The organism is Citrobacter sp. Cf132, assembly GCF_030333885.1.
Lineage (GTDB): Bacteria > Pseudomonadota > Gammaproteobacteria > Enterobacterales > Enterobacteriaceae > Citrobacter > Citrobacter freundii.
Map to the genome: position 1 here is coordinate 112,966 of NZ_JAOWFA010000037.1, position 22,766 is coordinate 135,731.

The following is a 22,766-nucleotide window of genomic DNA, read 5'->3' on the forward strand; positions in this document are numbered from 1 at the left end:
GCAATCAACCCTCTGTTTTTACAGGGGGTTTTTCTTTATATCACATCATATCTATTCACTCTATCTCACATTTTTCATCGGTACAGGTGACGGTATTACCTTAAAGGTATACTCTTCATACCGTCAAACCATGGATGCTTTACGGGTGAATTGTGCTTACTGATACCAAACTGAAAAACCTCAAGCCGCAGGACAAACTGTATAAGGTTTCGGATCGTGACGGGCTGTATGTTGCGGTTCTTACCTCCGGATCTGTCTCTTTCCGGTACGACTACCGCATTAACGGACGCCGGGAAACGCTGGTCATCGGTCAGTACGGGCGTGACGGTATCAGCTTGGCAGAAGCGCGTGAAGAACTCATTGCTGCCAAAAAACTGTTAAAGTCAGGCCAGTCGCCAACTGCGGCGAAACGTGACGGTATCAAAAAGATCCGCGGGGCTGAGACATTCGCGGTACATACCGACAGCTATATGAAGCACGTCATTCTGGCTGACAGTACCCGGGCGATGAAACAGGCCGTTATCGATCGCGACATCATGCCGGTGCTGGGTAACAAAATGATGGCTGAGATAACCACCGGCATGGTGCGTGACCTGTGCGATCGCATTGTTGAACGTGGCGGACGGGCTACGGCAGTGCAAGCCAGAGAGATAATCAGCAGTGTATATCGTCACGCTAATGATCGCGGGCATGGTCTGTTTAATCCGGCTGCTGACATCAAGCCTTCATCAATAGCCATGTTCAAGCCGCGCGACCGCACGCTGCAACCTGAAGAGATAGGAGTATTCTTCCGGGCGCTGGATAATGTCGGGGCTATGGCCACAATGAAACTGGCATTAAAACTGGTGCTGCTTACCCTGGTTCGCAAAAGTGAGTTCACCCACGCCACATGGTCAGAAATCGATTTCAAAAAATGGACATGGACGATACCGGCGGAACGAATGAAGGGAAGCCGGTCACACGTTATCTATCTGCCAAAGCAGGCGCAGGATCTCATTGTTGGCCTGCAGATGTGCGCTGGTGGAAGTGAATACCTTTTGCCCGGGCGCTATTCGGTTAGCAAGCCGTTATCCAATGGCGCACTGAACAGGCTGATCAATACCACCGTCGAAGCGGTGAACGAGGCTGGCGGGCATCTTGATGAATTCTCTGTGCACGACCTGCGCCGCACAGCCAGTACGCTGTTGCATGAGGCTGGTTATCCGTCTGACTGGATAGAAAAGGCGCTGGCGCATGAGCAAAAGGGAGTGCGTGCGGTATACAACAAAGCGGAGTACGCCAGGCAGCGTGCCTACATGTTGCAGCAGTGGGCGGATATGGTTGATGACTGGATTAGCGGGGAGCACAACGATCTGGTGCCGTTCTCCCCGTCGAAGTTTGAGCGATGGATGAGTGAAGGTGATTAATTTCTGGATTGTATAAATTCTCGCTGTAGATCAACTGTCATTTGCAGCTCTTTGCATTTCTTATGCAAGACACTGTTTTCCGTTTGCAACCAGTTAACTTGAGCACTTTTCTGCACAATCACAGCGCGCTGCTCTTCCAGTTGGCGGATTAACTCCGCCTCATTGAACATTGTCATGCTGCCTCCGTTGTCTTTTTGAAAGAGTGAGCAATTCGCGCAGAAGCAATGGTTACGTAATCCGGGTTCAGGTCGATGCCTATGAAGTTAAAGCCTTCCTCGATAGATGCCCGTCCAGTGCTACCACTCCCCATCCACGGATCAAGCACGGTACCGCCAGGCGGAGTAATCAGCCTGCATAGATAGCTCATCAGGGCGATCGGCTTAACGGTAGGGTGATTGTTCTTAGCGCCATTGGTGCGCCCGGCTCCGGCGCGCGGATCGTTAATGCCGACACTTCCTTCTTTGCGGCCGCCGGTCATGTCGCTGGCTGACGTCGCAATGAATCTCTCGAGTCCTTCGTCGCGCTCTTTTGGTTTTACTTTGGCGCAGTAGAAGAAGCGGGCGGCGCTTTTTTCACTTTCCACTCTGGCAGCATGTGCCTTTGGCGCTGCCATATCCCCATATCGACCCTGTGATGGTCGTGCTCGTCCGGTTTCCTTTAAATCCCCTTGCTGTCCTTTCGCATCCGGAAATGCCGACACGACTACTTCGCTACCGTCATGAATGATGTTTGCTGGCCAGCGCCCCTCTGGTGCTTGCTCATAATCAGCAACTGGTTCGGTACCGTCTCTCTGATGCGAAAGCAGGCCGCCAGCACCGCCATTTAGTGCCTCGTCGGTAGGGATGCGGCAGACATTGATATTTATAGCCCCGGTACCGTGCTCAGCCATGTTCGCCGACACCGTTTTTTTGAAAGGTTTGCGAGCCATGACGATCGGCTCATGGGCTGGTTTTAACGCGGTACCCCATCCATCAAAATCACCATCAAGGTTATGGGACTTGGGAAAGCCGCTGCCATAAATCCAGAGGATTTGGTCCCTAATTTCGAAACCAGCATCCTCAACGTTAACGACAAGGCGGTGATAGGTCCGGGAACCACCAAACGCAAGCAGATGTCCACCTGGTTTAAGAACACGCAGGCATTCCTGCCACTGCTCAACAGTCGGGACGTCGTAATCCCATTTGTGGTTCATGAAACTAAGCCCGTACGGCGGATCCGTCACGATGGCGTCAACGGAGTTATCAGGCATCGCTTTAAGAACATCCTCGCAGCGCCCGACGTGAAGTTGATAGGTCATGCCGCCACCTTCTTGCTGTTCATCAGCTCAGCAATGCGCTGAGCCTTTAATGGGTTTTTGATAACCTTTCTGCCTGGCACAATCCATCCGCAACGAAGAGATGAATAAACCAGCGTGATGCTACCGACTCGGATGTTGTCGTGCGGGTTAGTCATACACCACCCCGCGACATCCGATCCCTGCGTATTCCCCGCGGCGAAGGCCGTTACCTTTCGATATACACTGATCGCGGCGTATCGCTATTCTGGCGCGTTCAACCTCACCGACTGCTGCATCCATGCACAGCAACCAGAGCCTGGCTGCAATGCGGAACTGGCCTTTCGATTCACGCTCAACGGCGCGTTTTTCTACCTCCATCGCCGCTGGCGTTACAGCGACAACCTTTGAAGCTTGACGCTGAGATACATAGTTCAGGTGATACTTTTCAAGACGGGTTAATTTGCTCATCGGATCCAGCCTTCTCTGAAAATTACCGCCAGCAGATACAGCCAGGCGGAAACGGCGGTCAGGAATAAGTACCATCCTGACCATTTTTCCCAGTGCCTGATCAGTGCTGTCATGCGGCGTTACTTACTGGGCGGTAAACGCGCTGATCAACCGGCGGCTTTTTCCCTTCGAATTCCTCTGGGCTCTCGTCCCTTCTCTTATCGAGCCACATTTCAACCTCTTCCTGAGTCCAGGTTGCACGCTTGTCAGTGATATACCAGCGCTTTGGAAACAGACCTTTCTTTTCAAGACGATCGATAGTGCTCATTGATAATGGCACCACCGCCAGAAGTTCCTTCTTGCCTAATGCACCTTTCATAAATACCTCTCTTGCATTTGCGACGCGCGCGGCGCCGCAGTGGTGGTTACATCGGTACTTCGTTCAGCTCGTCGCAGCGGATGGTGTAAACGTCGGTTGCTTTTGCCAGCAGGTCATCATCTCCTGCCAGTTTCTGAGCAACGTATTTGTACGCTTTGTCCAGGTCGGCCTGAGTGTTGTAGTTCATCGCCGCGCCGGAAAATGCGTGCAGAATCTCTTCAGGACCGCGATCGTCTTTATGCTGCTGACGATCTTCCTGCTTCTGCTCTGGTTTTGAGTTGATCAGGCTGTTCATGCCCTGAGCCGTTGCTGCAGGTGGCGTGATATCGCGCTCAACGCGAGGTGTTGCCTCCTGCAATTCGTCAGGGGTGTAGACGCCCATGATTACGTCAGGGCAGTGCAAGCGTGACCAGCGCTTGGTTGCCAGGTATGCAAGCTGCTGTTTAGGATCGCTCGCCCAAAGAGTAGAGTTGCGAACTTGAGCCTGAGACAGGAGCAATTCCAGAACGCGTGGTTCATCTTCACCCTTCATCGTTGCCCATACACGTACGCCACATCCCGCTTCATCTTTCAATGTCCACGCAGGCGCAATGTAGGTATTTCCCTTCTGGGATGTTTTCTCTACAAACTTGCCGATCACGTTTTCCCACGGTCCAAACCACTCATAGTTGATACGGTCTTTTGTTGGCGACATCGTGGTGATAACCGCATTTACCAACTGTGCCTCATAACCGAGGGTGCCGCTGACGACATGAGTTTTCTGCGCGACGGCAAATGGGTTCATGCCCCACTGAGCAGCCTGCATTGCCACAGCCATGCAATCAGCAGGCTTTCCGACGAGGTGAGCCGGTACCGTTACGAGGCTTTGCGCCATCACTTCGGCAAACTTCATCAACTGGTTCAACCCTTCAGGGCTAAAAATGGTGGCAGCAGTTCCAGCGATAGCGGTATCTGCTGGTGCATTCATGGTTGCGATTTCGTTGCTCATACGTACATATCCTGTTTGCGTGCCCACTCAGGGCGTTTAATAATTTCCACGCCGCCCCATTCGTCGCTGATGCGGCATTCGTGATAGGTATTCAGATCCCGGCGGAATAACTGGTGCCCGGCGTCAACATCCGGCGCATCCAGTTCGAATACGCGGACCGGATATCGACCGCAGTCGATGGTTTCGCTCACAGCCAGGAAGAAGAATCCGTGTGGCTGCCCAGTTACTTTCAGTGCGCCTTCGCGGTACATGGCGTCCTGGACGTGGTAGCGGAATTCCTCGATGTGACGTGCAAAGCGATCCATGTCTGCAACTTTTTTCACATCTACGATCACGTTGTGCTCATTCAGCCACTTATCCGGACGGATCCGGCACAGTTCGGCAGTCTCTTCGTCATTCCAGTACATCGATGCTTCACAGTGGCCTGGTGCTTCCAGCATCCAGCGCGCCGCCGGGTGGGCCATTGCGCTGTCGCGCATAAGTTTCAGTTTCCGGCCCTGCTCGGCATCCATCACCGTCATACCCATGCCGGCAACGTCTTTCATGAATGCGGCTTCATCCGCTTTGCCTTGATTGGTTCGGCGGTTAAATTCCGGCGCCACGATGAAACGCTTATCGAATTCATCCGGCTCAAGCAGCAGACAGTGCAGAGCAGTACCCATATCCAGCGCGGACTTCTTCTCTTCGTCTTCCGGCGCTGCCTTGACCCATTTCAGAAGTGCAGGGTTCTTGGCCACCATATCCAGTTGTGACTTACTCACGCCGTCACCGGCGTGGTAGTCCTCGTTGCTGATATCGAAATAGATACCGGTATTCATGCTGCATTCCTTTTGCTGTCGATCTGGTCAGCAAGGTCAAGACGTGCGATGACGCCAGTAAATTCACGTTTGAATGACGACATCAGTTCTTCGAAATCATCACTTTCAAGTGCCGCCTCGAGAACTTCATAACGAACACCGGCACGGAGAATGGCGCGTTTGAATGACTCTTCCATTTCGCAACCAGCGACTGCTTCGATCAGCTCAACGTGGCGGTCATACAGTTCAGATGACAGCTGGTAGTCATTGCTGAACTGAGTTGCTATTTTTTTCAGGTTATTGAATTGCTGAATGTGCATAGCCACCTCAGTAGTTGATGGTTGTTGCTGGGATTTTCCCGCGAGCGATGGCGACAACACATGCCTTTGCCCAGTCTTCAGGAATGCCCTGGTCAATTAGCGCCTGGACCACAGCAGCATTAATGGCCCGACGGTGCTCTACATCAGCAGCGCGTGATGCCGCTTCATCAGCGATGCGCTTCTCTTCCGCCAGACGGGCCGCTTCTTTCGCTTCGGCTTCACGTTTGATGCGCTCGGCTTCTTCCTGCGCCTTGCGTTGCTCAGCTGCGATAGCTTCCTGTTTTTCGCGCTCGGCACGATCTGTGGCTTCCTTCTTCTCTGCTTCAGCTTTTTGCTCTGCGGCAATACGTTCACGCTCTGCCTGCTCAGCCTTGAACTTTAATTCAGCCTCGCGACGGGCAGATTCGGCGCGTTCACGCTCGATTTTCTCTTCGGCTTCGCGCTTGGCCTGTTCTGCTGCCTGGCGCTTTAACTCTTCTTCATGAGCAATGCGCTGGCGTTCGGATTCTTCAGCTTTCTCTTTGGCTTCACGGTCATGTTTTTCGTTCATGAGCAGGGCAATCTCGTGATCTGATTCGAACTGCTTACGGTCGTTTTCAGCTTTAACTCGAGCAGCTTCTTCAGCTTTGATGCGCTCCTGTTCAGCTTCCCATTCGGTAGCCGGTCGGCGTATTTCTACCGCCAGTTCATCCAGCGCATCGCGTACTTTTTTGCGGCTTGCATCGACAAGAGCAGGGCGCTTTTTCATTTCAGCAACCAGATTTTTTCCAGCGTCGTCGATGGCTGTTTTAGTGCGACGCACGGTAGATGCCATGCTGATATAAACGCCGCGCCCCTTAACCGTGTTGACGTCACCAACTACCGATAACGCTTTCTGGCGAATATCAGCAATCAGGTTTGAGATGTACTCATCACTGATGAATGCCGCTTCCAGATCTGCAGGTGCCGGAAGTTGTACCAGCACCAGTTCTTTTGATTCGCTCACTTGCTCACCCCCATATCCATTTCCGTTTTTACCGCCAGCTTGCTGACGAATACCCAGATCATTGCTTCACCCAGCGTGCGGAATTTCCAGCTCATCAGCCCGCAAGCTGTAACGCAGTACCAACCGTTGATGACTTTCCACTGCATATGAACCTCACTATTACCAATTTGGTAATACATAAAGATGCAGGAAAGCCACGAAGTGGTGGTTTCTGCCTGAGCGATGTGCTCTTGTATTACCTTTTGGGTAATAATCAGATCAAAAAGTGATTATGTCAATAGGTATGACGAGAAAAAATTACCATTTTGGTAATTATGTGAGGCGCGAGCTTACCGCCATCGGGCAGGTAAAGCGTCAGAATGGCGGGGGATTACTTACTTTTGTTCTGCTCAAACACGAAGTTGATGAATGAGGTGATCTTGTTCTTTTCTTCCTGTGGCAGAGCCGCATACAACCGGTGGTCGTAGTCGATAACACCAGGAGCGCCGGCGGGAATAATCATCTCGTATGCTTCATGACCGAACGCGCGCGCCAGGGAGGAAAGAACGCCGATGGTTGTGCTGACTTCCGCTTTCATAATCCGGTTAACTGTGGCCGGGCCAATACCAGCTGCAACTGCAACTTTCTTTTCGGATGTCATTTCCGGGTTCTTTCTCATCCAGGCGTTGAGCGTGGCTGCGGCCTGCTTCTCTACAGTCCATTCGCCATCTTCGGTGGACGGAACAAAGTTATCTGCTGGAATAAATGCCAGGTCGTGATCAACATCAAGCCAGAACTTTTCTTTGCGTGCTGCTTCTTCAATGATACGCGCGGCATTCGGCCCGATGTTTTTGATACCAGTACACCACCGGTTGACCAGGTTCTGCGAACGCTTCACCCGTTCTGCAAAGCGCAACTGGGTGTCATCGAAATCCCGGCGAATGATTTCGTTAAGGTTTTTGCGTCTTATGTCATAAATACTTTTCATAGCTATTGTATTTGTCCATTTAATGTTACCTAACTGACTAAATTTAAATGAATATTACCATAAAGGTAAAGTTACCATAACGGTAATAATCATTGATTTTTTCACCAGAAAGGTAATAATTCAGATATGAATAGACAGGCTGAGATAAGCAAAATATGAGTGACGAAAAAAAATTTGATTTCAAAAAGCACTGGCTGGGACTGTCTCCTGATGAGCGTGAAGCATTTGCAGATGAAGCCGGAACCACCAGTCATTACATCCAGACACACCTTACCGGTCGCCGCAAGATGCCGGGTAAGCGACTGATGGACGGACTGTTTAAAGCATGTCGTTCTCGCGAATGGACAAAGTCTAAACCTGAATTAGTGCTCTTCTTCTACGACCGATAACCCTATCCGAACCCATCAATGCCGTCATTACCTGGCGGCCCCTTCCCGCACAAAACACCCTTTTGGTAATAAAAATCCATATACGGTTGATCTTTTTTTCTTCCTGCATCAAAATCATCGTAATAGTAAACGTTAATGAGGTTGTGCAATGGAGATTATTACTCGCCTTGACGCTGCAAAGGCAGGTCTTAAGCGTTATTACACCGGAAAACAGTGTAAGCATGGTCATGACAGTGAGCGTTACGTTTACAACGGGCACTGCGTTACATGCGCCATCAACACAAGCCTGCGCCGCCAGGCAGAAATAAAGCAGCTCATGGCCGAAGCCAGCCTGCAACACTCAAGCTGACGACAGGTATTTACCATGAGCAGACACGCAACAGAGTGGGCATGGAAAACAAATCCGGGCAGCTCATCACTGAAACTCATCCTGCTCTCGATGGCTGATCGAGCCGATGAATACAACCTGTGCTATCCAAGCATCGAACGCCTGGTTACCGACACAAGCCTGAATAAAAAAACAGTTCAGGCTGGTCTTATTTCACTCATCGGAATGGGGCTAATTTCAGATACAGGAGAAAGAAAAGGGGCAACAAGAAGGGTCCGGGTTTTCTCTTTAAACATACCCAAAAACGGTAATGTTACCAATATTGGGAATATACCCAAAAACGGGAAGTTGAATGATCCCAAAAACGGGAAGTTGAATGATCCCAAAAACGGGATGCAGAACCTATCAGTTAACCAGTCATATAACCAAGAGAAGGAGAGGGGCGATAAAACTGGTGGTTTATTGACTCAGAAGACTGACGCCAACAACGCCGTGATTAACAACTTTGTCCCTCCTGGTGGACTGGGGAAATTCGGGAAATTTGTCATGCATGAGCACTGGTCACCATCGGATGATTTCCTCCGGGTGTCTTCATTGCAGGGTATTAACCTGGATTGCCAGCCAACACCACAGGAGCTTGCAGAGTTCAGGGTTTACTGGATGGCCGAGGGTAAGGCTTTCCACCATGCGCAATGGGAGCAAAAACTTGCCAGACGTCTGCAGATCAGCAGACAGAACAAACTGACCTCACCTGAAAACAACGTACCGCACTGGAACAGTCCAGAGGCGTGGGAGGATTTCCTGTGAATAACGTATTTACCGCCATCCAGAACCGAGACGGTGAGGCTATGGCCAGCTTAACCGGTTCAGACCGTCAATATGCAGGTAGCGACAACGTGGTGAACATCACAGCAGAGCGCCTTGTAGATGCCCTGTTTAAACAGCTTAAGCAGCTATTCCCGGCAGCTGAGCAGACCAACCTGAAGACTCCAGCGCAGGAGACAGCAGCAAAGCAACAGTGGATCGCCGCATTCGCTGAGAGCGGTATTCGCACCCGTGAGCAGGTATCGGCAGGGATGCGACATGCCCGCGCCAGTGAATCACCATTCTGGCCTTCGCCTGGGCAATTCATCAAGTGGTGCAAGGACAGCAAGATGGTGCTGGGGATCAGCATCGAGGACGTGATGGGGGAGTTTCACCGTTACGCCAAAGAGAAAAGCCTCCAGCCTGGTGGCCCCGAGAGATTCCCGTGGCGTCACCCGGTCATGTACTGGATTGTGTGTGATACCCGTAGGGCGATGTATCAGCGACAACTAAGTGAGGCTGAAGTTGAGAAGCATGCTCGCAAGCTGCTGGATGAATGGTCGGCAAAAGTGGCATCCGGTCACCAGATTCCTGATCCAATACTCAGCATACAGGCCAAGCCAGAACCAATGAGCACACCACCGACAGGCTCAGGTAACGCCTACCATCCACCAGGGCGAAGTTTCGGGTGTATGCCTAACGCAGCCACCCTGGGAGGGATAACACCGGCACAGTGGCTCATGGAGGAATACAGGCGATGGAAGGCAGCAGGACTCATCAAGTAAAACCAGCGCAGTAGCGCATTTTTTTACATCTGATGAATTACCAAAAGGGTAATAAAATATGCGCATTGCTATTGAAATTAACTCATTTGTGGTTTTAAATTACCTGAGGGGTAAATCATGAAAAGGAAGTTGCAGGCACTCGGAAGGCTCAAGACTGGCCAGATGAATAAAACCGAATCGGCTTACTGGCAGCACCTTGAGTTACGCAAGCATGCCGGGGAAATAGCCTGGTATCGGTTCGAAGGTATCAAGCTTCGGCTGGCTGATAACACGTTCTACACGCCTGATTTCGCAGTGATGCTCACCACTGGTGAGATGGAACTGCACGAGGTGAAAGGTTTCTGGACCGACGACGCCAGGGTGAAAACCAAAGTCGCAGCAGACCAGTACCCGTTTCGCATCATCGGGGTAACGGTTAAGCCGAAGAAAGCTGGTGGCGGGTGGAGCGTCGAAGAGTTCTAAATCGACGATCCTTTTAGTTATCAAACTAATCAATAACTTATACGGGTAAGCGAGGGTAATAATGGGAAGTAATATCATTGAGTTAGCGAAGTTAGGACATGAGCGCGCGGCTGAACTGAAAGCATCATGTGGTGCTGTCGACGTGCGCAGCCTGGCGCAACTGATTAGCGATCTGGCCACGCAGCTTGAAGTGCAACTGGTGCGAGGTAACGAGCAGGCAGTACAGCTCGCTAACGCCGAGAGCAAGTGCAGGGAACTGGCGGTGGAGAATGCGGGGATGAAATCGGCATTTGATAAGCCTCAAGCCTATCTATCCTGGCACGCTATTCCACCAACATGGGAAGACCCTTTGCCGTGTGGTGAGTATCTTGATGTTCACGATGAGGCAGGCCACAAAAATTCCGATGGCACTGATTGCTGGCCGGTATTCGCCAAGCCTGAAATAAAAACCCCGGCAACCGACGCGTACCTGGCTGAAGTGCGGGCGCAGGAATCAGCGCCATTAGTCCGAGCTTTAACGGTTATCGCTAACTCCGAACAGCATGATGGTGAAACAGTAGTGTGTGATTTTGACACGCTAATCTCTGTTGCTGCCGGAGCGCTTAGTGAACACTACGCAGCCCAACTTCGCAAAGGAGCCGCGCTATGAGCATTGATTATTTCGAAGTGGAAGAATTACTGAGTGCCATTTACGGAATCACCGACGAAAAGCGCAATGACGGTTTTGATTTTGATGAGCTTCTCTATGAGAAATTCGAAATCGGCTTTGACGAATTCATGAAGGTAATTGGCATCTTACTTCCCCTAACTCCTCTGGTTGAGTCAGCGATAACTGGCAAGAAGTATCACGCATTTATCAAAGATGGCTTAGCGCTCGTTAAGCAGGAGGCAGCCAAATGACAGCACTCAACAAACATGCGCTACGTGAAGAACTGGAAATATGCAGCAAGGACCGCATGAGAAAGATTGCTTTGGCGATGCTGGATGAGCTGGAAACCAAAGAAGAACAACGCGCCAATTGGTTTCAGATGGCGCAGAAGTTAGGTGATGACTTGGAATCCGCAGAGAAGCGCATAGCAGAACTGGAGGCGAATAAGGGTAAGCCAGTGATGTTTATTGATGGCGATATCTCCGCATCTGACGCCGAGAAACTTGCAGAAGTTATTCGTGAAATGGGACGACGCACCAGCGACTGTAGCAAAGCGCGCACTGTAACACTTCCAGATGTGGAGAAATGGCGCTCCGTTGATGCTGTACGTGCTCAGAATGCTTATAAGGTTCTTGTTAGCAAAGTGCTTGCCGCCGCTGGCATTGGCGTGAAGGGGGAGTGAGCATGGAGCGTGAATATTTCATTCTAAGCACAGCACACACCCAGCGAGGTGACCCGTATATCACGCTGTGGGCAGAAAACGATAGCGGATACCGGTGCCGTTGCCACACGGCAGGTCGTTACGCTGAAAGTAATGTGCTATCTAACCTCGGATACTACAACAATGGCGTACAGACGATGGCGGTTCCGTGTGATGTAGCAGAGCCATTATCTCACTCTGTCGCTAAAGGATTCTTTGACGATAACGATGGTAGATGGCTTCGCAATAACGCAGCGACCTGGAAAGAACTTATGAAGCATGCCATTGCCGTTCCGAAGCATACTCCAGCACCACAATATCGCGGAGCACCGCGTAAGCTTGAGGACTAACCCATGACAACTAACAACCACCCGGCGCACGGTCCTGTATCACTCGATCGCCTGCACCAGATACGCGAAATACTCAGCAGAGCAGCATCTGAATACGCTGAAGCCCTTCGAGAGGATGCCGCCCAACTTCGCAAAGGAGCCGCGCTATGAGCAAACCAACCGATGAAGAAATTATCCAGGTGCTGACTGAGCGCGGTAACTGCATGACCTACTTTGTTACTAACGTTCTCCGCCGCCAATTCTGGCCACTCGATACCGCCTACGTGTTGCGCAGACTGAAGAAGTTGGAAGAAGCCGGAAAAGTAAAGCGCGTTAAGAGCGCATACAAAACTCAACTTTGCTGGGAGGCAGCCCAATGACAGCACTCAACAAACAGGCTCTGCGTGTTCCTGAGCGCAAAATACACAACTGGAATAAGGCTGTGATGTGTGATTGCGAATTCTGTAGCCAATGGTCGCTCACTGTTAAGCACGAAGATGGCGGATGCATATGCGCCAGTTGCTGCGATGCGGAATACACATCTGAACTGAAGGACGCACTTGAATCGGCGATAGACCGCGCTGAAGCCGCAGAGAAGCGCAACGCTGAATTACAAAGCGAGAATGCATACATCCGCAACCGGTACAAAGAACTGGACCTGATAATCGGGAAGAACATTCTGGTTATGCAGGCTGCGATTATCGAATGGCAGGCAACTGGCGACGCGAAGAACGGTCTGGCCTGGATTTATAACACACTGTTTGGCCCTGGCGAATTGCCGGACGAAGCAGAGAAAGACGCTCAGGCCTACTTTGACCGCAAGTTTGCACCGATTGACGAAGAGCTTATGGCGCTTCACAAGTGGTTTTGGGAGCAAAGTGAGGCCGAACGTGCCGCCGCTGGCATTAGCGTGAAGGGGGAGTGAGCATGAAAATGGGCGAACATATGGAGCCAGTTATTGAGCTTCTTGAAGAGTTGAACGGTAACAATACAGACGCAAAACTAAAACTTCTTGCTCTGGTTATCTCTGAGTACATGCTTAATGCGGATGTCACCGGTTTTGAAGTTTCTGCCGGGAAAATAAAAGTAGCCGTTGATATCAGCGTAGAGGGCTAACCCATGACAACTAACAACCACCCGGCGCACGGCCCTGTATCACTCGATCGCCTGCACCAGATAAGCGAAATACTCAGTAAAGCAGCAGCACAAAGCGACGGCGGTAATCTCGGCTACGCAATGGCTGATGCTGTGAAGGTGATTGATGAAGTGTTGGAAGCGAGGAACTCAGAACCAGTAGGCGCACCAGACGCATGGCTATGGGTGAAAAGCACTGGCTACATCACGGCAGGAATTAACAGGCCAATGTATGAGCCTCAACACTCTGCGGCAATACCACTCTACGCTGCACCGCCAGCTACGGTAGTGCCAGAACCAGCTACGGTCGAAACAACATACCCTGACGTGCAGACAAACTGGCAGGACGCCAAAATGTACGCGGAGGGGTGGAATGCCTGCCGCGCCACCATGCTTCAGGCTGACAACCATCCCGAGCAACACCTCGACATGGTAGATTGCAGGTTGCCATTCGATCAATGGCTATCACAGCAAAATGATACTATAGACGTCGATTGTGGCTGTGTAACCACTGAGGCATTTTACCACTGGATGCGCGTTGCTTATGAGGCCGGCAACTCTCCGGTTATTCCGGATGGTTGGATTCCGGTAAGTGAACGGATGCCGGAAGCAGAATGCCGTTATTGGTGCTATGTGGAAGAACAGAATTGTCTTGGTAAAAGCCACTATCAGTGGAACTGCTCATGGAATGGTGAGCGGTGGTGGGTTGAAAATGATAATGGCGGGCGCGTAACTCACTGGATGGAACTGCCAGCAGCACCGCAGCAAGATGTGAAGTCCGCGCTTGAACATGGAATGCAGCGTTACGCCGGTGCTATGCAAAAACTGTCAGAAGGGGATAAGTGATGCCGCCAGTTAAAGTGGTTGTTATTACGCTGGCTATGTGCGCTATCTGCCAGTTAATTGCTGCCTCTGGAATGGGGATTTGGTGATGGCTAAATCCGCAGCAGAACGCAAAGCAGCGCAGCGTGTCCGCCTGGCTGAATCCGGTAACCGCAAACTTGAATTGCAACTCGACGAGCAGGAACTGGAGATGCTGGCGCGAAACTGCGCCGCCCGTCGCCCTGGTCGTGCGCCGTATGACATGAACGAGTACATTGCGTTGCTGATTCGCCAGGATGATGCCCGCGTTCGTGGTCGTATCAAGTCAATCAGCGTTAATCGTTGCGGTAAGTGCGGCGATGCGCTGCCGGTTAAGTCGTGTCCGTGCGACGGTGATTCGAAATGCTGGGTTACGCGTGGCTGGCATGAGACTAAATTATCAGTGTGACATGTCACGATAGTGACAATAAATTGCAACGGCCGCCGACTATGGCGGCTTTGTTTTGCGTGTTACTATTACCAAAACGGTAATTATTACTTCGGTGGTAACAATGCCCGCAGAACCTAAAGCACCAAAACGCAAATCAACGCAGTATAAGCCACTCACAGCGATGCAGGAGGCTTATGCGCAGGAATATACCAAATGCCCTGAGAATCAGACTCAGGCGGCGATTAACGCAGGATTCTCGCCTAATACGGCAGCGGTTAAAGCCAGTGTCATGATGCGTGATGAGCGTATCCAGAAACGGATCGCCGAGTTGATGGAGGAACGCAATAAGCGCCTGCGCGTCAGTGCTGATTATGTGCTGCTTCGCCTGGTGGAAATTGACCAGATGGATGTGATCGACATCCTGAACGATGACGGCACGCTGAAGCCGATCCGCGAGTGGCCGAAGATATGGCGCACTACACTGAGTGGTTTCGACCTGTCATCGACCATCATGAATATGGATGAGACATCAATCGAGACGATCCTCAAAAAAATAAAATGGCCTGACAAGGTGAAGAACCTCGAGCTGATTGGTAAGCACGTCGACGTCAATGCGTTCAAAGAGCGCCTGGAGGTTTCCGGCACTGTCACCATTGCCGACCGCATGGCCGCCGCGCGCCGCCGCGTCAAAGAGCAGGCTGGTGGTGAAGAATGACAACCGCAGCCATGTCGCCGGAAGAGCAGCTCGTAGAGGATATCGCCTCGTTCACGTATGACCCGCTGGGCTACGCACTGTACGCGTTCCCATGGGGTGAGGATGGCACAGAACTGGCGCACGCCACTGGTCCCCGCAAATGGCAGGCTGATGCATTCCGTGAGATACGCGATCACCTCCAGAATCCTGCTACCCGTCACCAGCCGCTGATGCTGGCCAGGGCATCCGGCCACGGTATCGGCAAATCCGCGTTCATCTCAATGCTGATTAACTGGGGCATGTCTACCTGTGAAGACTGCAAGGTGGTGGTGACCGCCAACACCGACAACCAGTTGCGCACCAAGACCTGGCCGGAAATCATCAAATGGTCCAACCTGGCTATCACGAAAGAGTGGTTCACCTGCACCGCCACGGCGATGTACAGCAACGATCCCGGTCACGACAAACGCTGGCGCGCTGATGCCATTCCGTGGTCTGAACACAACACCGAGGCGTTCGCCGGGCTGCACAACGAGCGCAAGCGCATCATCGTCGTATTCGACGAAGCGTCCAACATTGCCGATCTGGTGTGGGAAGTTGCCGAGGGTGCGCTTACGGACGAAGACACGGAAATCATCTGGGTGGCATTCGGGAACCCGACGCGTAACACCGGGCGTTTCCGTGAATGCTTCCGCAAGTACAAACACCGCTGGAAGTGCGCGCAGATAGACAGCCGCACCGTGGAAGGCACAAACAAGCAGCAGTTGCAGAAATGGGTGGACGACTACGGTGAAGACAGCGACTTCGTGAAAGTCCGTGTGCGCGGGATCTTCCCTGACGCTTCTGAAAACCAGTTCATTCCATCCGGCCTGACGCAACCAGCTGTCGGCAGGGTTATTACTCCGGCACAGGTCCAGCACGCTGCTGTAATTCTTGGCGTCGACCCGTCTCACCAGGGGAAAGACCCCGCAGTTATCTACCTGCGGCAGGGGCTGCACTGCAAGAAACTCGGGGAGTGGCAGCGTACTACTGACGATGTACTGTTTGCGAAAGTGATTGCCGACTTTGAGGACCAGTACCAGGCTGATGCTGTATTTATCGACTACGGCTATGGCACAGGCCTTAAATCTGTCGGTGATAACTGGGGGAGAAACTGGACGCTGATAATGTTCGGAAGCGGTACAGCAGATCCTGAAATGGGTAACAAGCGCGGCGAGATGTACAAATCAGCCCGTGACGCGCTGAAGCTTGGCGCCCAACTTGACAGCCAGGACCTTGCAGATGAGTTGAGTGCACCTGAATACAAAGTCAGGCTGAAGGACAGCAGGAAGATTTTACAGGACAAGGACGAGGTGAAAGAATTGCTTGGCCGATCACCGAACAATGCTGACGCCTACGTGCTGACTTATGCCGCTCCTGTTACCAAAAAACAGTTCAACTATGGGCAGCAGCAAAGCCAGCAGGGTAAGGCTCTCACAGAGTACGATCCCTATGCATGAAAAAGCCCGCGAATCGGCGGGCTAGTTGTGACATGTCACGGCTTTAGTCCTGTAAATATTCTTCGGTGCTCACAGCCAGCCGGCCTTCTAACAGTTCAGCGTGAGTGCTATCAATGATAACCGAATGATGCGGGTGAACATTTTGAGCCAGCCATTTAATTACTGGTCTTGTCACTTCTTCGAATGAGTCAGCTAAGGCTTTGTTTGTGTCTGTGATATTGCAATCACCAAGATTAATGGCATCAAATCCAGCGTTGATGGCTTCCGCAATATTGGTGGCATTGGTTTTATCGAATTGCCCATTCTGAATAAGCGCCGCATGCAGACATTGTAACTTAATGTTGTATAAGTGTTCTCGCATGTAATCATCATAACTTTTTTCTTTATTGACGTAGGCACGAGAAATATCAGGCACATCACCCTTTTCCATTGCCGACATACGTGCAGCAACCCACTCCTGACAGGTGATGCACGTTCCAGCATCTTCACTCAGCATTAACCCTGCCAGTTGTTCACCGGGTATTGCCTTAGTTATTACAAAATCACTTTCGCCGATTGGTTCTTCACCATAAAAAATGGAGTCACTACCCTGAAAGATTCTGATGTATTTGCTTGGCCATGCGTCTAAATACGTAGCCAACATATTAACTGTTTTCATAATCTCACCTTAAAAAAATGCCCACCGAAGTGGGCGAACTGGAAGCAAGGGTGCCTTCCATGGCTTACGGGTTTACAGCGCAACGTCATCGCAATGGCGTTCTGGTGTAAAAGTGACGGTGGTCAGCATCAAGGGAAACTGCCACCGCCAAAGGCTACACAGCATCGTTTTTATAGGCGCTTCATCACGGTCCTAAGGCGTGATTGGGTTGTGGTACGCAGTCTATTCGGCATAGCAACTCTGCGCAGATGCTTCTAACAATCACCGGTGGTAACCGGCTTAATGCCTTATTCACCACAACGAAGAGAACACTGCGCCTGTATCGGTTAGCGTCATGGGATTAACCGGTCACCCCAATGCTCTCATCGTTGCATCCTCGTCTCTTCCGAGGTTTCACACCGTATCGCCACGATGGTGAATCGTCATGTCCATGCTTACCTAACACTGGCTTGCACATTCCGGCTACCCGGATGGGGAAGTAGCATCAAGGGAACCCATCCGGACCGCTGCGGCACATGTGCCATATGCCGTACTGCTACACACCTGAAAGCGCACTCCACCGTTTGGATTTAACGACCAGGCTCAAAGGTCATTCACTGAAGCGCGCTTTTAGTTATGTGCGGAGATGATGCTCCGCTTATCCACCGCCTTTACTTTTAAGCCCAATTTATTGCTGCGGTACTCCGGGCTACTGCACAAGCGGTTACATAACCACCTCCGCAATTCATCAATTCAACACACTACCCAATTACCTAAAAGGTAATATCTGATGTTATAAGTGTCAATATCCTACGCTAAATAAATCATATGTGGTTAAATTGGTAATAATTTAATTGCGTACGGAGCTATTGCTATGTGTATCGGCAGCAAGCCATCAGTGCCAGCAGCACCAGAAGTACAGGCCGCGCCTCAGGAGCAGGACGCCGCTGTGGTCAGTGCCCGAGATGACGAAGAGCGCCGACGCCGTGCAGCAGCTGGTCGCAGTTCTACACTGCTGACTGGTGCGCAGGGTGACACCTCAACTGCAAACACCAGCGGTAAAACGCTGCTTGGTCAGTAACGGAGTAGGCAGAGATGGCGGAAACCGAAAAAGAGCGCCTGCTGAAGCAACTCGCACAGCTGAAGAATGAGCGCACATCGTTCGAATCGCACTGGCGTGATCTGAGTGACTTCATCAATCCGCGTGGTTCCCGCTTTCTGACATCTGATGTAAACCGTGATGATCGTCGTAATACCAAGATTGTTGATCCCACTGGCTCAATGGCTCAGCGCATTCTGTCCAGCGGCATGATGTCAGGCATCACCAGCCCGGCACGTCCGTGGTTCAAACTGGCAACGCCTGACCCTGACATGATGGACTATGGCCCGGTGAAAATCTGGCTGGAAGTCGTGCAGCGCCGCATGAACGAAGTGTTCAACAAATCGAATCTGTATCAGTCACTGCCTGTTATGTACGCAAGCCTGGGTACTTTCGGCACCGGCGCTATGGCTGTTCTGGAAGATGACCAGGACGTGATTCGCACAATGCCTTTCCCTATTGGCAGTTACTATCTGGCTAACAGTCCGCGCGGTAGCGTTGACACCTGCATTCGACAGTTCTCCATGACCGTGCGCCAGATGGTGCAGGAATTCGGTCTGGATAACGTCAGTACATCCGTAAAAGGCATGTGGGAAAACGGCACGTATGAAACGTGGGTGGAGGTTAACCACTGCATCACGCCTAACGTCAACCGCGACAGCGGTAAGATGGACAGCAAGAACAAGCCTTACCGCTCTGTCTATTTCGAGTCTGGCGGCGATTACGACAAGTTGCTGCGTGAGTCCGGCTTCGATGAATTCCCGATCCTGGCGCCACGCTGGGAAGTTAACGGCGAAGACGTTTACGCATCTTCATGCCCTGGCATGCTGGCACTCGGTCAGGTTAAAGCCCTTCAGGTTGAGCAGAAGCGCAAAGCTCAGTTGATCGATAAAGCCACTAACCCGCCGATGGTTGCCCCGACATCCCTCAAGAATCAGCGTGTTTCCCTGTTGCCTGGCGATGTGACATATCTCGACGTGTTGACCGGTCAGGACGGTTTCAAACCTGCATACCTGGTAAACCCGAATACTGCAGATCTGCTGGCTGATATTCAGGACACCCGCCAGACCATCAATAGCGCCTACTTCGTCGACCTCTTCATGATGCTGCAAAACATCAACACTCGCTCAATGCCGGTGGAAGCTGTGATCGAGATGAAAGAAGAGAAGCTGCTGATGCTTGGCCCGGTGCTTGAGCGTCTGAATGACGAAGCGCTTAACCCGCTTATCGATCGCGTGTTCTCAATCATGGCCCGCAAGAACATGTTGCCCGAACCTCCGGACGTTCTTCAAGGTATGCCGCTGCGCATAGAGTACATCTCTGTGATGGCTCAGGCTCAGAAATCTATCGGCCTCACCAGCCTGTCGCAGACAGTTGGCTTTATCGGGCAACTGGCACAGTTCAAACCTGAAGCGCTCGACAAGCTCGACGTGGATCAGGCTATCGACGCGTTCTCTGAAATGTCAGGCGTATCGCCAACCGTCATCGTTCCGCAGGAGCAGGTACAGGGTATTCGCGAAGAGCGCGCGAAACAGGCTCAGGCAGCACAGGCAATGGCTATGGGTCAGGCGGCAGCGCAGGGAGCCAAGACTCTCAGCGAAACGCAGACCACTGACCCGAGCGCATTAACCGCTATCGCTAATGCAGCAGGAGCGCCACAGCAATGATGGATATCGACGACGAAGGCCGTAAAGCAGAGCTTGACGCTAAACAGCAACTTCTTGCGCAGCGAGATATCGACGACATCCAGTTCGTTATGGGGAGCGAGCATGGCCGCCGCGTGATCTGGTCACTGCTTGAGAAAGGTCAGGTGTTTGGAGCTTGCTTCAACGTAGATCCGCACATCACAGCATTCAACGAAGGGCAGCGCAACCTGGCTCTGGTTCTGTTTCAACGCGTCATGGCGCACTGCCCCGATCAGTATCTGAAGATGGCCGCAGAGGCCAGTGAACAGGAGTGACCATGAATTTATTTGAACGTTTGCTGCATCGCCGTCTTTGCAATGAGCAACCAGCTGATGGTGGCGCAGCTCCTGCTGCATCTGAACCTGCTGCATCAACTGGGGATAATCCGGCACCAGCTGGCGATCCGGCTAAACCGGAAGGCGATAAGCAGCAGCCAGGCACTGAAGGTGACAAACCTCAGGAAGAAAAACCTGCTGATGGTGATAAGCCTGAAGAGAAAAAGCCTGGTGAAGACAAAGAGCAGAAGCAGGAAGGCGCGCCGGAGAAATACGAGTTCAAACCAGCTGAGGGCCAGGAGCTTGATGCTGCTGCCCTGGAACAATTCGAGCCTATCGCCCGTGAACTGAACCTGACCAATGATCAGGCGCAGAAGATGGTCGACCTGTATGGCACCAAGATCATGCCAATGGTCCAGCAGCAGCAGGCGGAAGCCTGGCAGAAAACCACTGAGCAGTGGGCTGCAGATGTTAAGGCAGACAAGGAGATCGGCGGCGACAACCTGACCGCAAACCTCAGCGCTGCGCAGCGTGCACTGGAACAATTTGGTGATCAAGAACTGAAAGAATACCTGGATTCAACCGGTCTGGGTAATCACCCGGCGCTTGTTAAAGCGTTTATCAAAGTCGGCAAGGCAATGTCAGAAGACAAGGTTGTCACCGGCGGTCATGAAAGCGGCGGCAGTGACCTTATCTCCGCCTTCTATCCCAAAAAGTGAGGTATGAAAAATGGCTTTAATCGGTCAAACTCTGCCATCGTTGCTTGACATCTACAATCGTACTGACAAGAACGGGCGAATCGCGCGCATCGTGGAGCAGTTGGCGAAAACCAACGACATCCTGACCGATGCGATCTATGTGCCGTGTAACGACGGCTCTAAGCATAAAACCACCATCCGCGCAGGTATTCCTGAGCCGGTATGGCGCCGCTATAACCAGGGCGTTCAGCCAACCAAAACCCAGACCGTGCCAGTGACCGATACAACCGGTATGTTGTACGACCTGGGCTTCGTTGATAAGGCTCTGGCGGACCGCTCCAACAACGCCGCCGCGTTCCGTGTTTCCGAAAACATGGGCAAGCTGCAGGGCTTCAACAACAAAGTCTCCCGCTATGCCATCTACGGCAACACTGATGCTGAGCCTGAAGCTTTCATGGGCCTGGCGCCGCGCTTCAACACGCTTAGCACCAGTAAAGCCGCAAGCGCAGAAAACGTATTCAGCGCCGGTGGTAGCGGCTCTACCAATACCTCTATCTGGTTTATGTCATGGGGTGAGAACACTGCTCACATGATCTATCCGGAAGGCATGGTCGCTGGTTTCCAGCATGAAGACCTCGGCGATGATCTGGTAAGTGACGGTAACGGCGGACAGTTCCGTGCGTATCGTGACGAATTCAAGTGGGATCTTGGTCTGAGCGTGCGTGACTGGCGTTCAATTTCTCGCATCTGCAACATCGATGTGACCACGCTGACCAAAGACGCATCAACTGGTGCTGACCTGATCAGCATGATGGTGGATGCATATTATGCCCGCGACGTGGCAATGCTTGGTGATGGCAAAGAAGTTATCTATGCCAACAAAACCATCCACGCATGGCTGCACAAACAGGCTATGAATGCCAAAAACGTAAACCTTACCATCGAAGAGTACGGCGGTAAGAAGATCGTTTCCTTCCTGGGCATTCCTATCCGTCGTGTGGATGCAATCCTCAACACTGAATCTGCCGTAACGGCGTAAGGAGAGAGAATCATGTTGCTTGATCAACAGGCTTTGTTCTCCGCGGCTCAGGACATTACGGCCACCGCGGCATCAACCAACGTCATTGACACCGGCTCCAGTAAGGATGTCGGTAAAAATGGCGATATCCCGCTGCTGATTCAGGTTGTTGAGGCATTCAACACCCTGACCAGCCTGACCGTAACGGTGCAGACTGATGACAACTCGTCTTTCAGCTCTGCAACAGATGTGATCTCCATGGTCATTCCTCTGGCATCCCTGACCGTTGGTTACAAAACGCCGGTCATCACGCTGCCGATGAAACTGGAGCGCTATATCCGCCTTAACTACACCGTCACCGGTACCGCGCCGACCACTGGCAAAGTAACCGCTGGCATTGTTGGCGGGGTGCAGACCAATGTCTAAATATCGCGTCAAAGAACGCTCCTTCATTAACGGCAAGCTCTGCGAGCCTGGCGATATTGTGGAGTTTTCCGGGGAGGCTGGCAAAAACCTTATCCCTCATAACGACGGTGATGTCGTGGTGAAGGAAGAGGTTCTGCCAACCAATGAAGAGCTTCAGGAACTGGACCAGCTTCGTACCATTTACGAAGAGATGTTCGGCGAAGCTCCGCATAAAAACACCAGCGCAAAAACTCTCAAAGGGAAGATTGACGACCGGCGTAAAGAACTGGGCGTGTAAGCGCTCAATAAAGTGCTAAAAGCCGGGGCCATTCGGCCCCGCTTTTCTATGCGGAGACCTG

36 protein-coding genes and 1 pseudogene are annotated in these 22,766 nt (G+C 51.8%); 25 read left to right on the forward strand and 12 right to left on the reverse strand.

Features of this window, described 5'->3' with window-relative positions:
* The first annotated feature begins 152 nt into the window (after positions 1-152).
* Positions 153-1,406: a tyrosine-type recombinase/integrase gene (locus tag OGV85_RS03750; RefSeq protein ID WP_286553021.1), complete on the forward strand. Its 1,254-nt coding sequence runs from the start codon at positions 153-155 to the stop codon at positions 1,404-1,406.
* Here the strand turns inward: OGV85_RS03750 and OGV85_RS03755 are convergent.
* From OGV85_RS03755 to OGV85_RS03805, 11 genes are all read right to left on the reverse strand, one after another.
* Positions 1,403-1,582, reverse strand: coding sequence for a hypothetical protein (locus OGV85_RS03755; protein WP_286553024.1), 180 nt, complete (start codon positions 1,580-1,582; stop codon positions 1,403-1,405). The genes OGV85_RS03750 and OGV85_RS03755 overlap by 4 nt on opposite strands.
* Complete coding sequence (locus tag OGV85_RS03760) at positions 1,579-2,703, reverse strand: DNA-methyltransferase (RefSeq protein ID WP_286553026.1); 1,125 nt, start codon at positions 2,701-2,703, stop codon at positions 1,579-1,581. The genes OGV85_RS03755 and OGV85_RS03760 overlap by 4 nt, the downstream gene beginning before the upstream one ends.
* On the reverse strand, positions 2,700-2,858 hold the full coding sequence (locus OGV85_RS03765) for a DUF1317 family protein (protein ID WP_229235858.1): 159 nt from the start codon (positions 2,856-2,858) through the stop codon (positions 2,700-2,702). Before OGV85_RS03765 ends, OGV85_RS03760 begins: the two co-directional genes overlap by 4 nt.
* Entirely contained in the window at positions 2,851-3,150 is a 300-nt protein-coding gene (locus tag OGV85_RS03770) for a PerC family transcriptional regulator (RefSeq protein ID WP_000041116.1), read from the reverse strand. The genes OGV85_RS03765 and OGV85_RS03770 overlap by 8 nt, the downstream gene beginning before the upstream one ends.
* Positions 3,151-3,259: 109 nt before the next feature.
* Positions 3,260-3,508, reverse strand: a complete 249-nt coding sequence (locus tag OGV85_RS03775) for a helix-turn-helix transcriptional regulator (protein WP_057524765.1) — start codon at positions 3,506-3,508, stop codon at positions 3,260-3,262.
* Positions 3,509-3,554: 46 nt separating this feature from the next.
* Positions 3,555-4,496, reverse strand: coding sequence for a RecT family recombinase (locus tag OGV85_RS03780; protein ID WP_286553031.1), 942 nt, complete (start codon positions 4,494-4,496; stop codon positions 3,555-3,557).
* Positions 4,493-5,314 carry a PD-(D/E)XK nuclease-like domain-containing protein gene (locus tag OGV85_RS03785; RefSeq protein ID WP_181522712.1) on the reverse strand — a complete coding sequence of 274 codons (822 nt, stop codon included), beginning with the start codon at positions 5,312-5,314 and terminating at the stop codon, positions 4,493-4,495. Before OGV85_RS03785 ends, OGV85_RS03780 begins: the two co-directional genes overlap by 4 nt.
* Positions 5,311-5,613, reverse strand: coding sequence for a hypothetical protein (locus OGV85_RS03790; RefSeq protein WP_042306779.1), 303 nt, complete (start codon positions 5,611-5,613; stop codon positions 5,311-5,313). Before OGV85_RS03790 ends, OGV85_RS03785 begins: the two co-directional genes overlap by 4 nt.
* A gap of 7 nt (positions 5,614-5,620) precedes the next feature.
* Positions 5,621-6,598, reverse strand: coding sequence for a hypothetical protein (locus OGV85_RS03795; protein WP_181522713.1), 978 nt, complete (start codon positions 6,596-6,598; stop codon positions 5,621-5,623).
* Positions 6,595-6,744: a hypothetical protein gene (locus OGV85_RS03800; RefSeq protein ID WP_168733105.1), complete on the reverse strand. Its 150-nt coding sequence runs from the start codon at positions 6,742-6,744 to the stop codon at positions 6,595-6,597. Before OGV85_RS03800 ends, OGV85_RS03795 begins: the two co-directional genes overlap by 4 nt.
* A 224-nt stretch (positions 6,745-6,968) precedes the next feature.
* Positions 6,969-7,565: a helix-turn-helix domain-containing protein gene (locus OGV85_RS03805; RefSeq protein WP_182038665.1), complete on the reverse strand. Its 597-nt coding sequence runs from the start codon at positions 7,563-7,565 to the stop codon at positions 6,969-6,971.
* 155 nt (positions 7,566-7,720) lie between these two features.
* Here OGV85_RS03805 and OGV85_RS03810 point away from each other — a divergent pair, with 155 nt between their 5' ends.
* The 17 genes and pseudogenes from OGV85_RS03810 to OGV85_RS03890 all read left to right on the forward strand — a co-directional run bounded on the left by OGV85_RS03810 (position 7,721) and on the right by OGV85_RS03890 (position 16,590).
* A complete protein-coding gene (locus OGV85_RS03810; protein WP_003037808.1) occupies positions 7,721-7,954 on the forward strand; it encodes a hypothetical protein in 234 nt (77 codons plus the stop codon).
* Between the two features lie 148 nt (positions 7,955-8,102).
* A complete protein-coding gene (locus tag OGV85_RS03815; protein WP_052930708.1) occupies positions 8,103-8,303 on the forward strand; it encodes a hypothetical protein in 201 nt (66 codons plus the stop codon).
* A gap of 15 nt (positions 8,304-8,318) precedes the next feature.
* The gene (locus OGV85_RS03820) at positions 8,319-9,089 is read left to right on the forward strand and encodes a DnaT-like ssDNA-binding domain-containing protein (protein WP_286553039.1); all 771 of its coding nucleotides are present in this window, start codon (positions 8,319-8,321) and stop codon (positions 9,087-9,089) included.
* Complete coding sequence (locus OGV85_RS03825) at positions 9,086-9,871, forward strand: replication protein P (protein WP_286553102.1); 786 nt, start codon at positions 9,086-9,088, stop codon at positions 9,869-9,871. The genes OGV85_RS03820 and OGV85_RS03825 overlap by 4 nt, the downstream gene beginning before the upstream one ends.
* Positions 9,872-9,988: 117 nt before the next feature.
* Entirely contained in the window at positions 9,989-10,333 is a 345-nt protein-coding gene (locus OGV85_RS03830) for a DUF1064 domain-containing protein (RefSeq protein ID WP_286553043.1), read from the forward strand.
* A 61-nt stretch (positions 10,334-10,394) separates the two neighbouring features.
* On the forward strand, positions 10,395-10,982 hold the full coding sequence (locus OGV85_RS03835; RefSeq protein ID WP_286553046.1) for a hypothetical protein: 588 nt from the start codon (positions 10,395-10,397) through the stop codon (positions 10,980-10,982).
* Positions 10,979-11,233: a hypothetical protein gene (locus OGV85_RS03840; protein WP_286553049.1), complete on the forward strand. Its 255-nt coding sequence runs from the start codon at positions 10,979-10,981 to the stop codon at positions 11,231-11,233. Before OGV85_RS03835 ends, OGV85_RS03840 begins: the two co-directional genes overlap by 4 nt.
* Before the next feature lie 56 nt (positions 11,234-11,289).
* A complete protein-coding gene (locus tag OGV85_RS03845) occupies positions 11,290-11,664 on the forward strand; it encodes a hypothetical protein (protein ID WP_448843089.1) in 375 nt (124 codons plus the stop codon).
* 2 nt (positions 11,665-11,666) lie between these two features.
* Positions 11,667-12,032 carry a hypothetical protein gene (locus tag OGV85_RS03850; RefSeq protein WP_286553053.1) on the forward strand — a complete coding sequence of 122 codons (366 nt, stop codon included), beginning with the start codon at positions 11,667-11,669 and terminating at the stop codon, positions 12,030-12,032.
* Between the two features lie 3 nt (positions 12,033-12,035).
* Positions 12,036-12,125: pseudogene (locus OGV85_RS03855) on the forward strand (DUF550 domain-containing protein); the annotation flags it as partial.
* A 53-nt stretch (positions 12,126-12,178) separates the two neighbouring features.
* A complete protein-coding gene (locus OGV85_RS03860) occupies positions 12,179-12,391 on the forward strand; it encodes a hypothetical protein (protein ID WP_286553058.1) in 213 nt (70 codons plus the stop codon).
* Positions 12,388-12,936: an ead/Ea22-like family protein gene (locus OGV85_RS03865; RefSeq protein ID WP_286553060.1), complete on the forward strand. Its 549-nt coding sequence runs from the start codon at positions 12,388-12,390 to the stop codon at positions 12,934-12,936. Before OGV85_RS03860 ends, OGV85_RS03865 begins: the two co-directional genes overlap by 4 nt.
* A gap of 2 nt (positions 12,937-12,938) precedes the next feature.
* Entirely contained in the window at positions 12,939-13,127 is a 189-nt protein-coding gene (locus OGV85_RS03870) for a hypothetical protein (protein ID WP_061595555.1), read from the forward strand.
* A 3-nt stretch (positions 13,128-13,130) separates the two neighbouring features.
* On the forward strand, positions 13,131-13,991 hold the full coding sequence (locus OGV85_RS03875; protein WP_286553063.1) for a DUF551 domain-containing protein: 861 nt from the start codon (positions 13,131-13,133) through the stop codon (positions 13,989-13,991).
* 85 nt (positions 13,992-14,076) lie between these two features.
* Positions 14,077-14,415 (forward strand): hypothetical protein, encoded by a 339-nt coding sequence (locus tag OGV85_RS03880; RefSeq protein WP_181522722.1) that lies wholly within the window; start codon positions 14,077-14,079, stop codon positions 14,413-14,415.
* A gap of 22 nt (positions 14,416-14,437) precedes the next feature.
* The gene (locus OGV85_RS03885; RefSeq protein ID WP_181522810.1) at positions 14,438-15,112 is read left to right on the forward strand and encodes a terminase small subunit; all 675 of its coding nucleotides are present in this window, start codon (positions 14,438-14,440) and stop codon (positions 15,110-15,112) included.
* The gene (locus tag OGV85_RS03890; RefSeq protein ID WP_286553066.1) at positions 15,109-16,590 is read left to right on the forward strand and encodes a terminase; all 1,482 of its coding nucleotides are present in this window, start codon (positions 15,109-15,111) and stop codon (positions 16,588-16,590) included. Before OGV85_RS03885 ends, OGV85_RS03890 begins: the two co-directional genes overlap by 4 nt.
* Before the next feature lie 43 nt (positions 16,591-16,633).
* On the opposite strand, the gene OGV85_RS03895 is transcribed toward OGV85_RS03890, so the two are convergent.
* Complete coding sequence (locus OGV85_RS03895; protein ID WP_286553069.1) at positions 16,634-17,248, reverse strand: hypothetical protein; 615 nt, start codon at positions 17,246-17,248, stop codon at positions 16,634-16,636.
* Positions 17,249-18,101: 853 nt separating this feature from the next.
* On the opposite strand from OGV85_RS03895, the gene OGV85_RS03900 reads away from it, so the two are divergent.
* Genes OGV85_RS03900 through OGV85_RS03930 form a run of 7 tightly spaced genes read left to right on the forward strand, consistent with a single transcriptional unit; the run spans position 18,102 to position 22,705 of the window.
* Positions 18,102-18,308, forward strand: coding sequence for a hypothetical protein (locus OGV85_RS03900; RefSeq protein ID WP_181522725.1), 207 nt, complete (start codon positions 18,102-18,104; stop codon positions 18,306-18,308).
* Positions 18,309-18,322: 14 nt separating this feature from the next.
* On the forward strand, positions 18,323-19,993 hold the full coding sequence (locus OGV85_RS03905) for a portal protein (protein ID WP_181522726.1): 1,671 nt from the start codon (positions 18,323-18,325) through the stop codon (positions 19,991-19,993).
* Positions 19,990-20,286: a Bbp19 family protein gene (locus OGV85_RS03910; RefSeq protein WP_181522727.1), complete on the forward strand. Its 297-nt coding sequence runs from the start codon at positions 19,990-19,992 to the stop codon at positions 20,284-20,286. Before OGV85_RS03905 ends, OGV85_RS03910 begins: the two co-directional genes overlap by 4 nt.
* Positions 20,287-20,288: 2 nt before the next feature.
* Positions 20,289-21,005, forward strand: a complete 717-nt coding sequence (locus OGV85_RS03915) for a peptidase (RefSeq protein WP_286553074.1) — start codon at positions 20,289-20,291, stop codon at positions 21,003-21,005.
* 10 nt (positions 21,006-21,015) lie between these two features.
* Complete coding sequence (locus OGV85_RS03920) at positions 21,016-22,023, forward strand: major capsid protein (protein WP_080860846.1); 1,008 nt, start codon at positions 21,016-21,018, stop codon at positions 22,021-22,023.
* A 12-nt stretch (positions 22,024-22,035) separates the two neighbouring features.
* Positions 22,036-22,428: a Bbp16 family capsid cement protein gene (locus OGV85_RS03925; RefSeq protein ID WP_286553076.1), complete on the forward strand. Its 393-nt coding sequence runs from the start codon at positions 22,036-22,038 to the stop codon at positions 22,426-22,428.
* Complete coding sequence (locus OGV85_RS03930; protein WP_286553078.1) at positions 22,421-22,705, forward strand: hypothetical protein; 285 nt, start codon at positions 22,421-22,423, stop codon at positions 22,703-22,705. Before OGV85_RS03925 ends, OGV85_RS03930 begins: the two co-directional genes overlap by 8 nt.
* Positions 22,706-22,766 lie beyond the last annotated feature (61 nt).

Coding starts and splice junctions, on each gene's coding strand:
- OGV85_RS03755 (WP_286553024.1), bottom strand. CDS start 1,582: ATGACAATGTTCAATGAGGCGGAGTTAATCCGCCAACTGGAAGAGCAG.
- OGV85_RS03760 (WP_286553026.1), bottom strand. CDS start 2,703: ATGACCTATCAACTTCACGTCGGGCGCTGCGAGGATGTTCTTAAAGCG.
- OGV85_RS03765 (WP_229235858.1), bottom strand. CDS start 2,858: ATGACTAACCCGCACGACAACATCCGAGTCGGTAGCATCACGCTGGTT.
- OGV85_RS03770 (WP_000041116.1), bottom strand. CDS start 3,150: ATGAGCAAATTAACCCGTCTTGAAAAGTATCACCTGAACTATGTATCT.
- OGV85_RS03775 (WP_057524765.1), bottom strand. CDS start 3,508: ATGAAAGGTGCATTAGGCAAGAAGGAACTTCTGGCGGTGGTGCCATTA.
- OGV85_RS03780 (WP_286553031.1), bottom strand. CDS start 4,496: ATGAGCAACGAAATCGCAACCATGAATGCACCAGCAGATACCGCTATC.
- OGV85_RS03785 (WP_181522712.1), bottom strand. CDS start 5,314: ATGAATACCGGTATCTATTTCGATATCAGCAACGAGGACTACCACGCC.
- OGV85_RS03790 (WP_042306779.1), bottom strand. CDS start 5,613: ATGCACATTCAGCAATTCAATAACCTGAAAAAAATAGCAACTCAGTTC.
- OGV85_RS03800 (WP_168733105.1), bottom strand. CDS start 6,744: ATGCAGTGGAAAGTCATCAACGGTTGGTACTGCGTTACAGCTTGCGGG.
- OGV85_RS03805 (WP_182038665.1), bottom strand. CDS start 7,565: ATGAAAAGTATTTATGACATAAGACGCAAAAACCTTAACGAAATCATT.
- OGV85_RS03810 (WP_003037808.1), top strand. CDS start 7,721: ATGAGTGACGAAAAAAAATTTGATTTCAAAAAGCACTGGCTGGGACTG.
- OGV85_RS03815 (WP_052930708.1), top strand. CDS start 8,103: ATGGAGATTATTACTCGCCTTGACGCTGCAAAGGCAGGTCTTAAGCGT.
- OGV85_RS03820 (WP_286553039.1), top strand. CDS start 8,319: ATGAGCAGACACGCAACAGAGTGGGCATGGAAAACAAATCCGGGCAGC.
- OGV85_RS03830 (WP_286553043.1), top strand. CDS start 9,989: ATGAAAAGGAAGTTGCAGGCACTCGGAAGGCTCAAGACTGGCCAGATG.
- OGV85_RS03835 (WP_286553046.1), top strand. CDS start 10,395: ATGGGAAGTAATATCATTGAGTTAGCGAAGTTAGGACATGAGCGCGCG.
- OGV85_RS03840 (WP_286553049.1), top strand. CDS start 10,979: ATGAGCATTGATTATTTCGAAGTGGAAGAATTACTGAGTGCCATTTAC.
- OGV85_RS03845 (WP_448843089.1), top strand. CDS start 11,290: ATGAGAAAGATTGCTTTGGCGATGCTGGATGAGCTGGAAACCAAAGAA.
- OGV85_RS03850 (WP_286553053.1), top strand. CDS start 11,667: ATGGAGCGTGAATATTTCATTCTAAGCACAGCACACACCCAGCGAGGT.
- OGV85_RS03860 (WP_286553058.1), top strand. CDS start 12,179: ATGAGCAAACCAACCGATGAAGAAATTATCCAGGTGCTGACTGAGCGC.
- OGV85_RS03865 (WP_286553060.1), top strand. CDS start 12,388: ATGACAGCACTCAACAAACAGGCTCTGCGTGTTCCTGAGCGCAAAATA.
- OGV85_RS03870 (WP_061595555.1), top strand. CDS start 12,939: ATGAAAATGGGCGAACATATGGAGCCAGTTATTGAGCTTCTTGAAGAG.
- OGV85_RS03875 (WP_286553063.1), top strand. CDS start 13,131: ATGACAACTAACAACCACCCGGCGCACGGCCCTGTATCACTCGATCGC.
- OGV85_RS03880 (WP_181522722.1), top strand. CDS start 14,077: ATGGCTAAATCCGCAGCAGAACGCAAAGCAGCGCAGCGTGTCCGCCTG.
- OGV85_RS03890 (WP_286553066.1), top strand. CDS start 15,109: ATGACAACCGCAGCCATGTCGCCGGAAGAGCAGCTCGTAGAGGATATC.
- OGV85_RS03895 (WP_286553069.1), bottom strand. CDS start 17,248: ATGAAAACAGTTAATATGTTGGCTACGTATTTAGACGCATGGCCAAGC.
- OGV85_RS03900 (WP_181522725.1), top strand. CDS start 18,102: ATGTGTATCGGCAGCAAGCCATCAGTGCCAGCAGCACCAGAAGTACAG.
- OGV85_RS03905 (WP_181522726.1), top strand. CDS start 18,323: ATGGCGGAAACCGAAAAAGAGCGCCTGCTGAAGCAACTCGCACAGCTG.
- OGV85_RS03910 (WP_181522727.1), top strand. CDS start 19,990: ATGATGGATATCGACGACGAAGGCCGTAAAGCAGAGCTTGACGCTAAA.
- OGV85_RS03915 (WP_286553074.1), top strand. CDS start 20,289: ATGAATTTATTTGAACGTTTGCTGCATCGCCGTCTTTGCAATGAGCAA.
- OGV85_RS03920 (WP_080860846.1), top strand. CDS start 21,016: ATGGCTTTAATCGGTCAAACTCTGCCATCGTTGCTTGACATCTACAAT.
- OGV85_RS03925 (WP_286553076.1), top strand. CDS start 22,036: ATGTTGCTTGATCAACAGGCTTTGTTCTCCGCGGCTCAGGACATTACG.
- OGV85_RS03930 (WP_286553078.1), top strand. CDS start 22,421: ATGTCTAAATATCGCGTCAAAGAACGCTCCTTCATTAACGGCAAGCTC.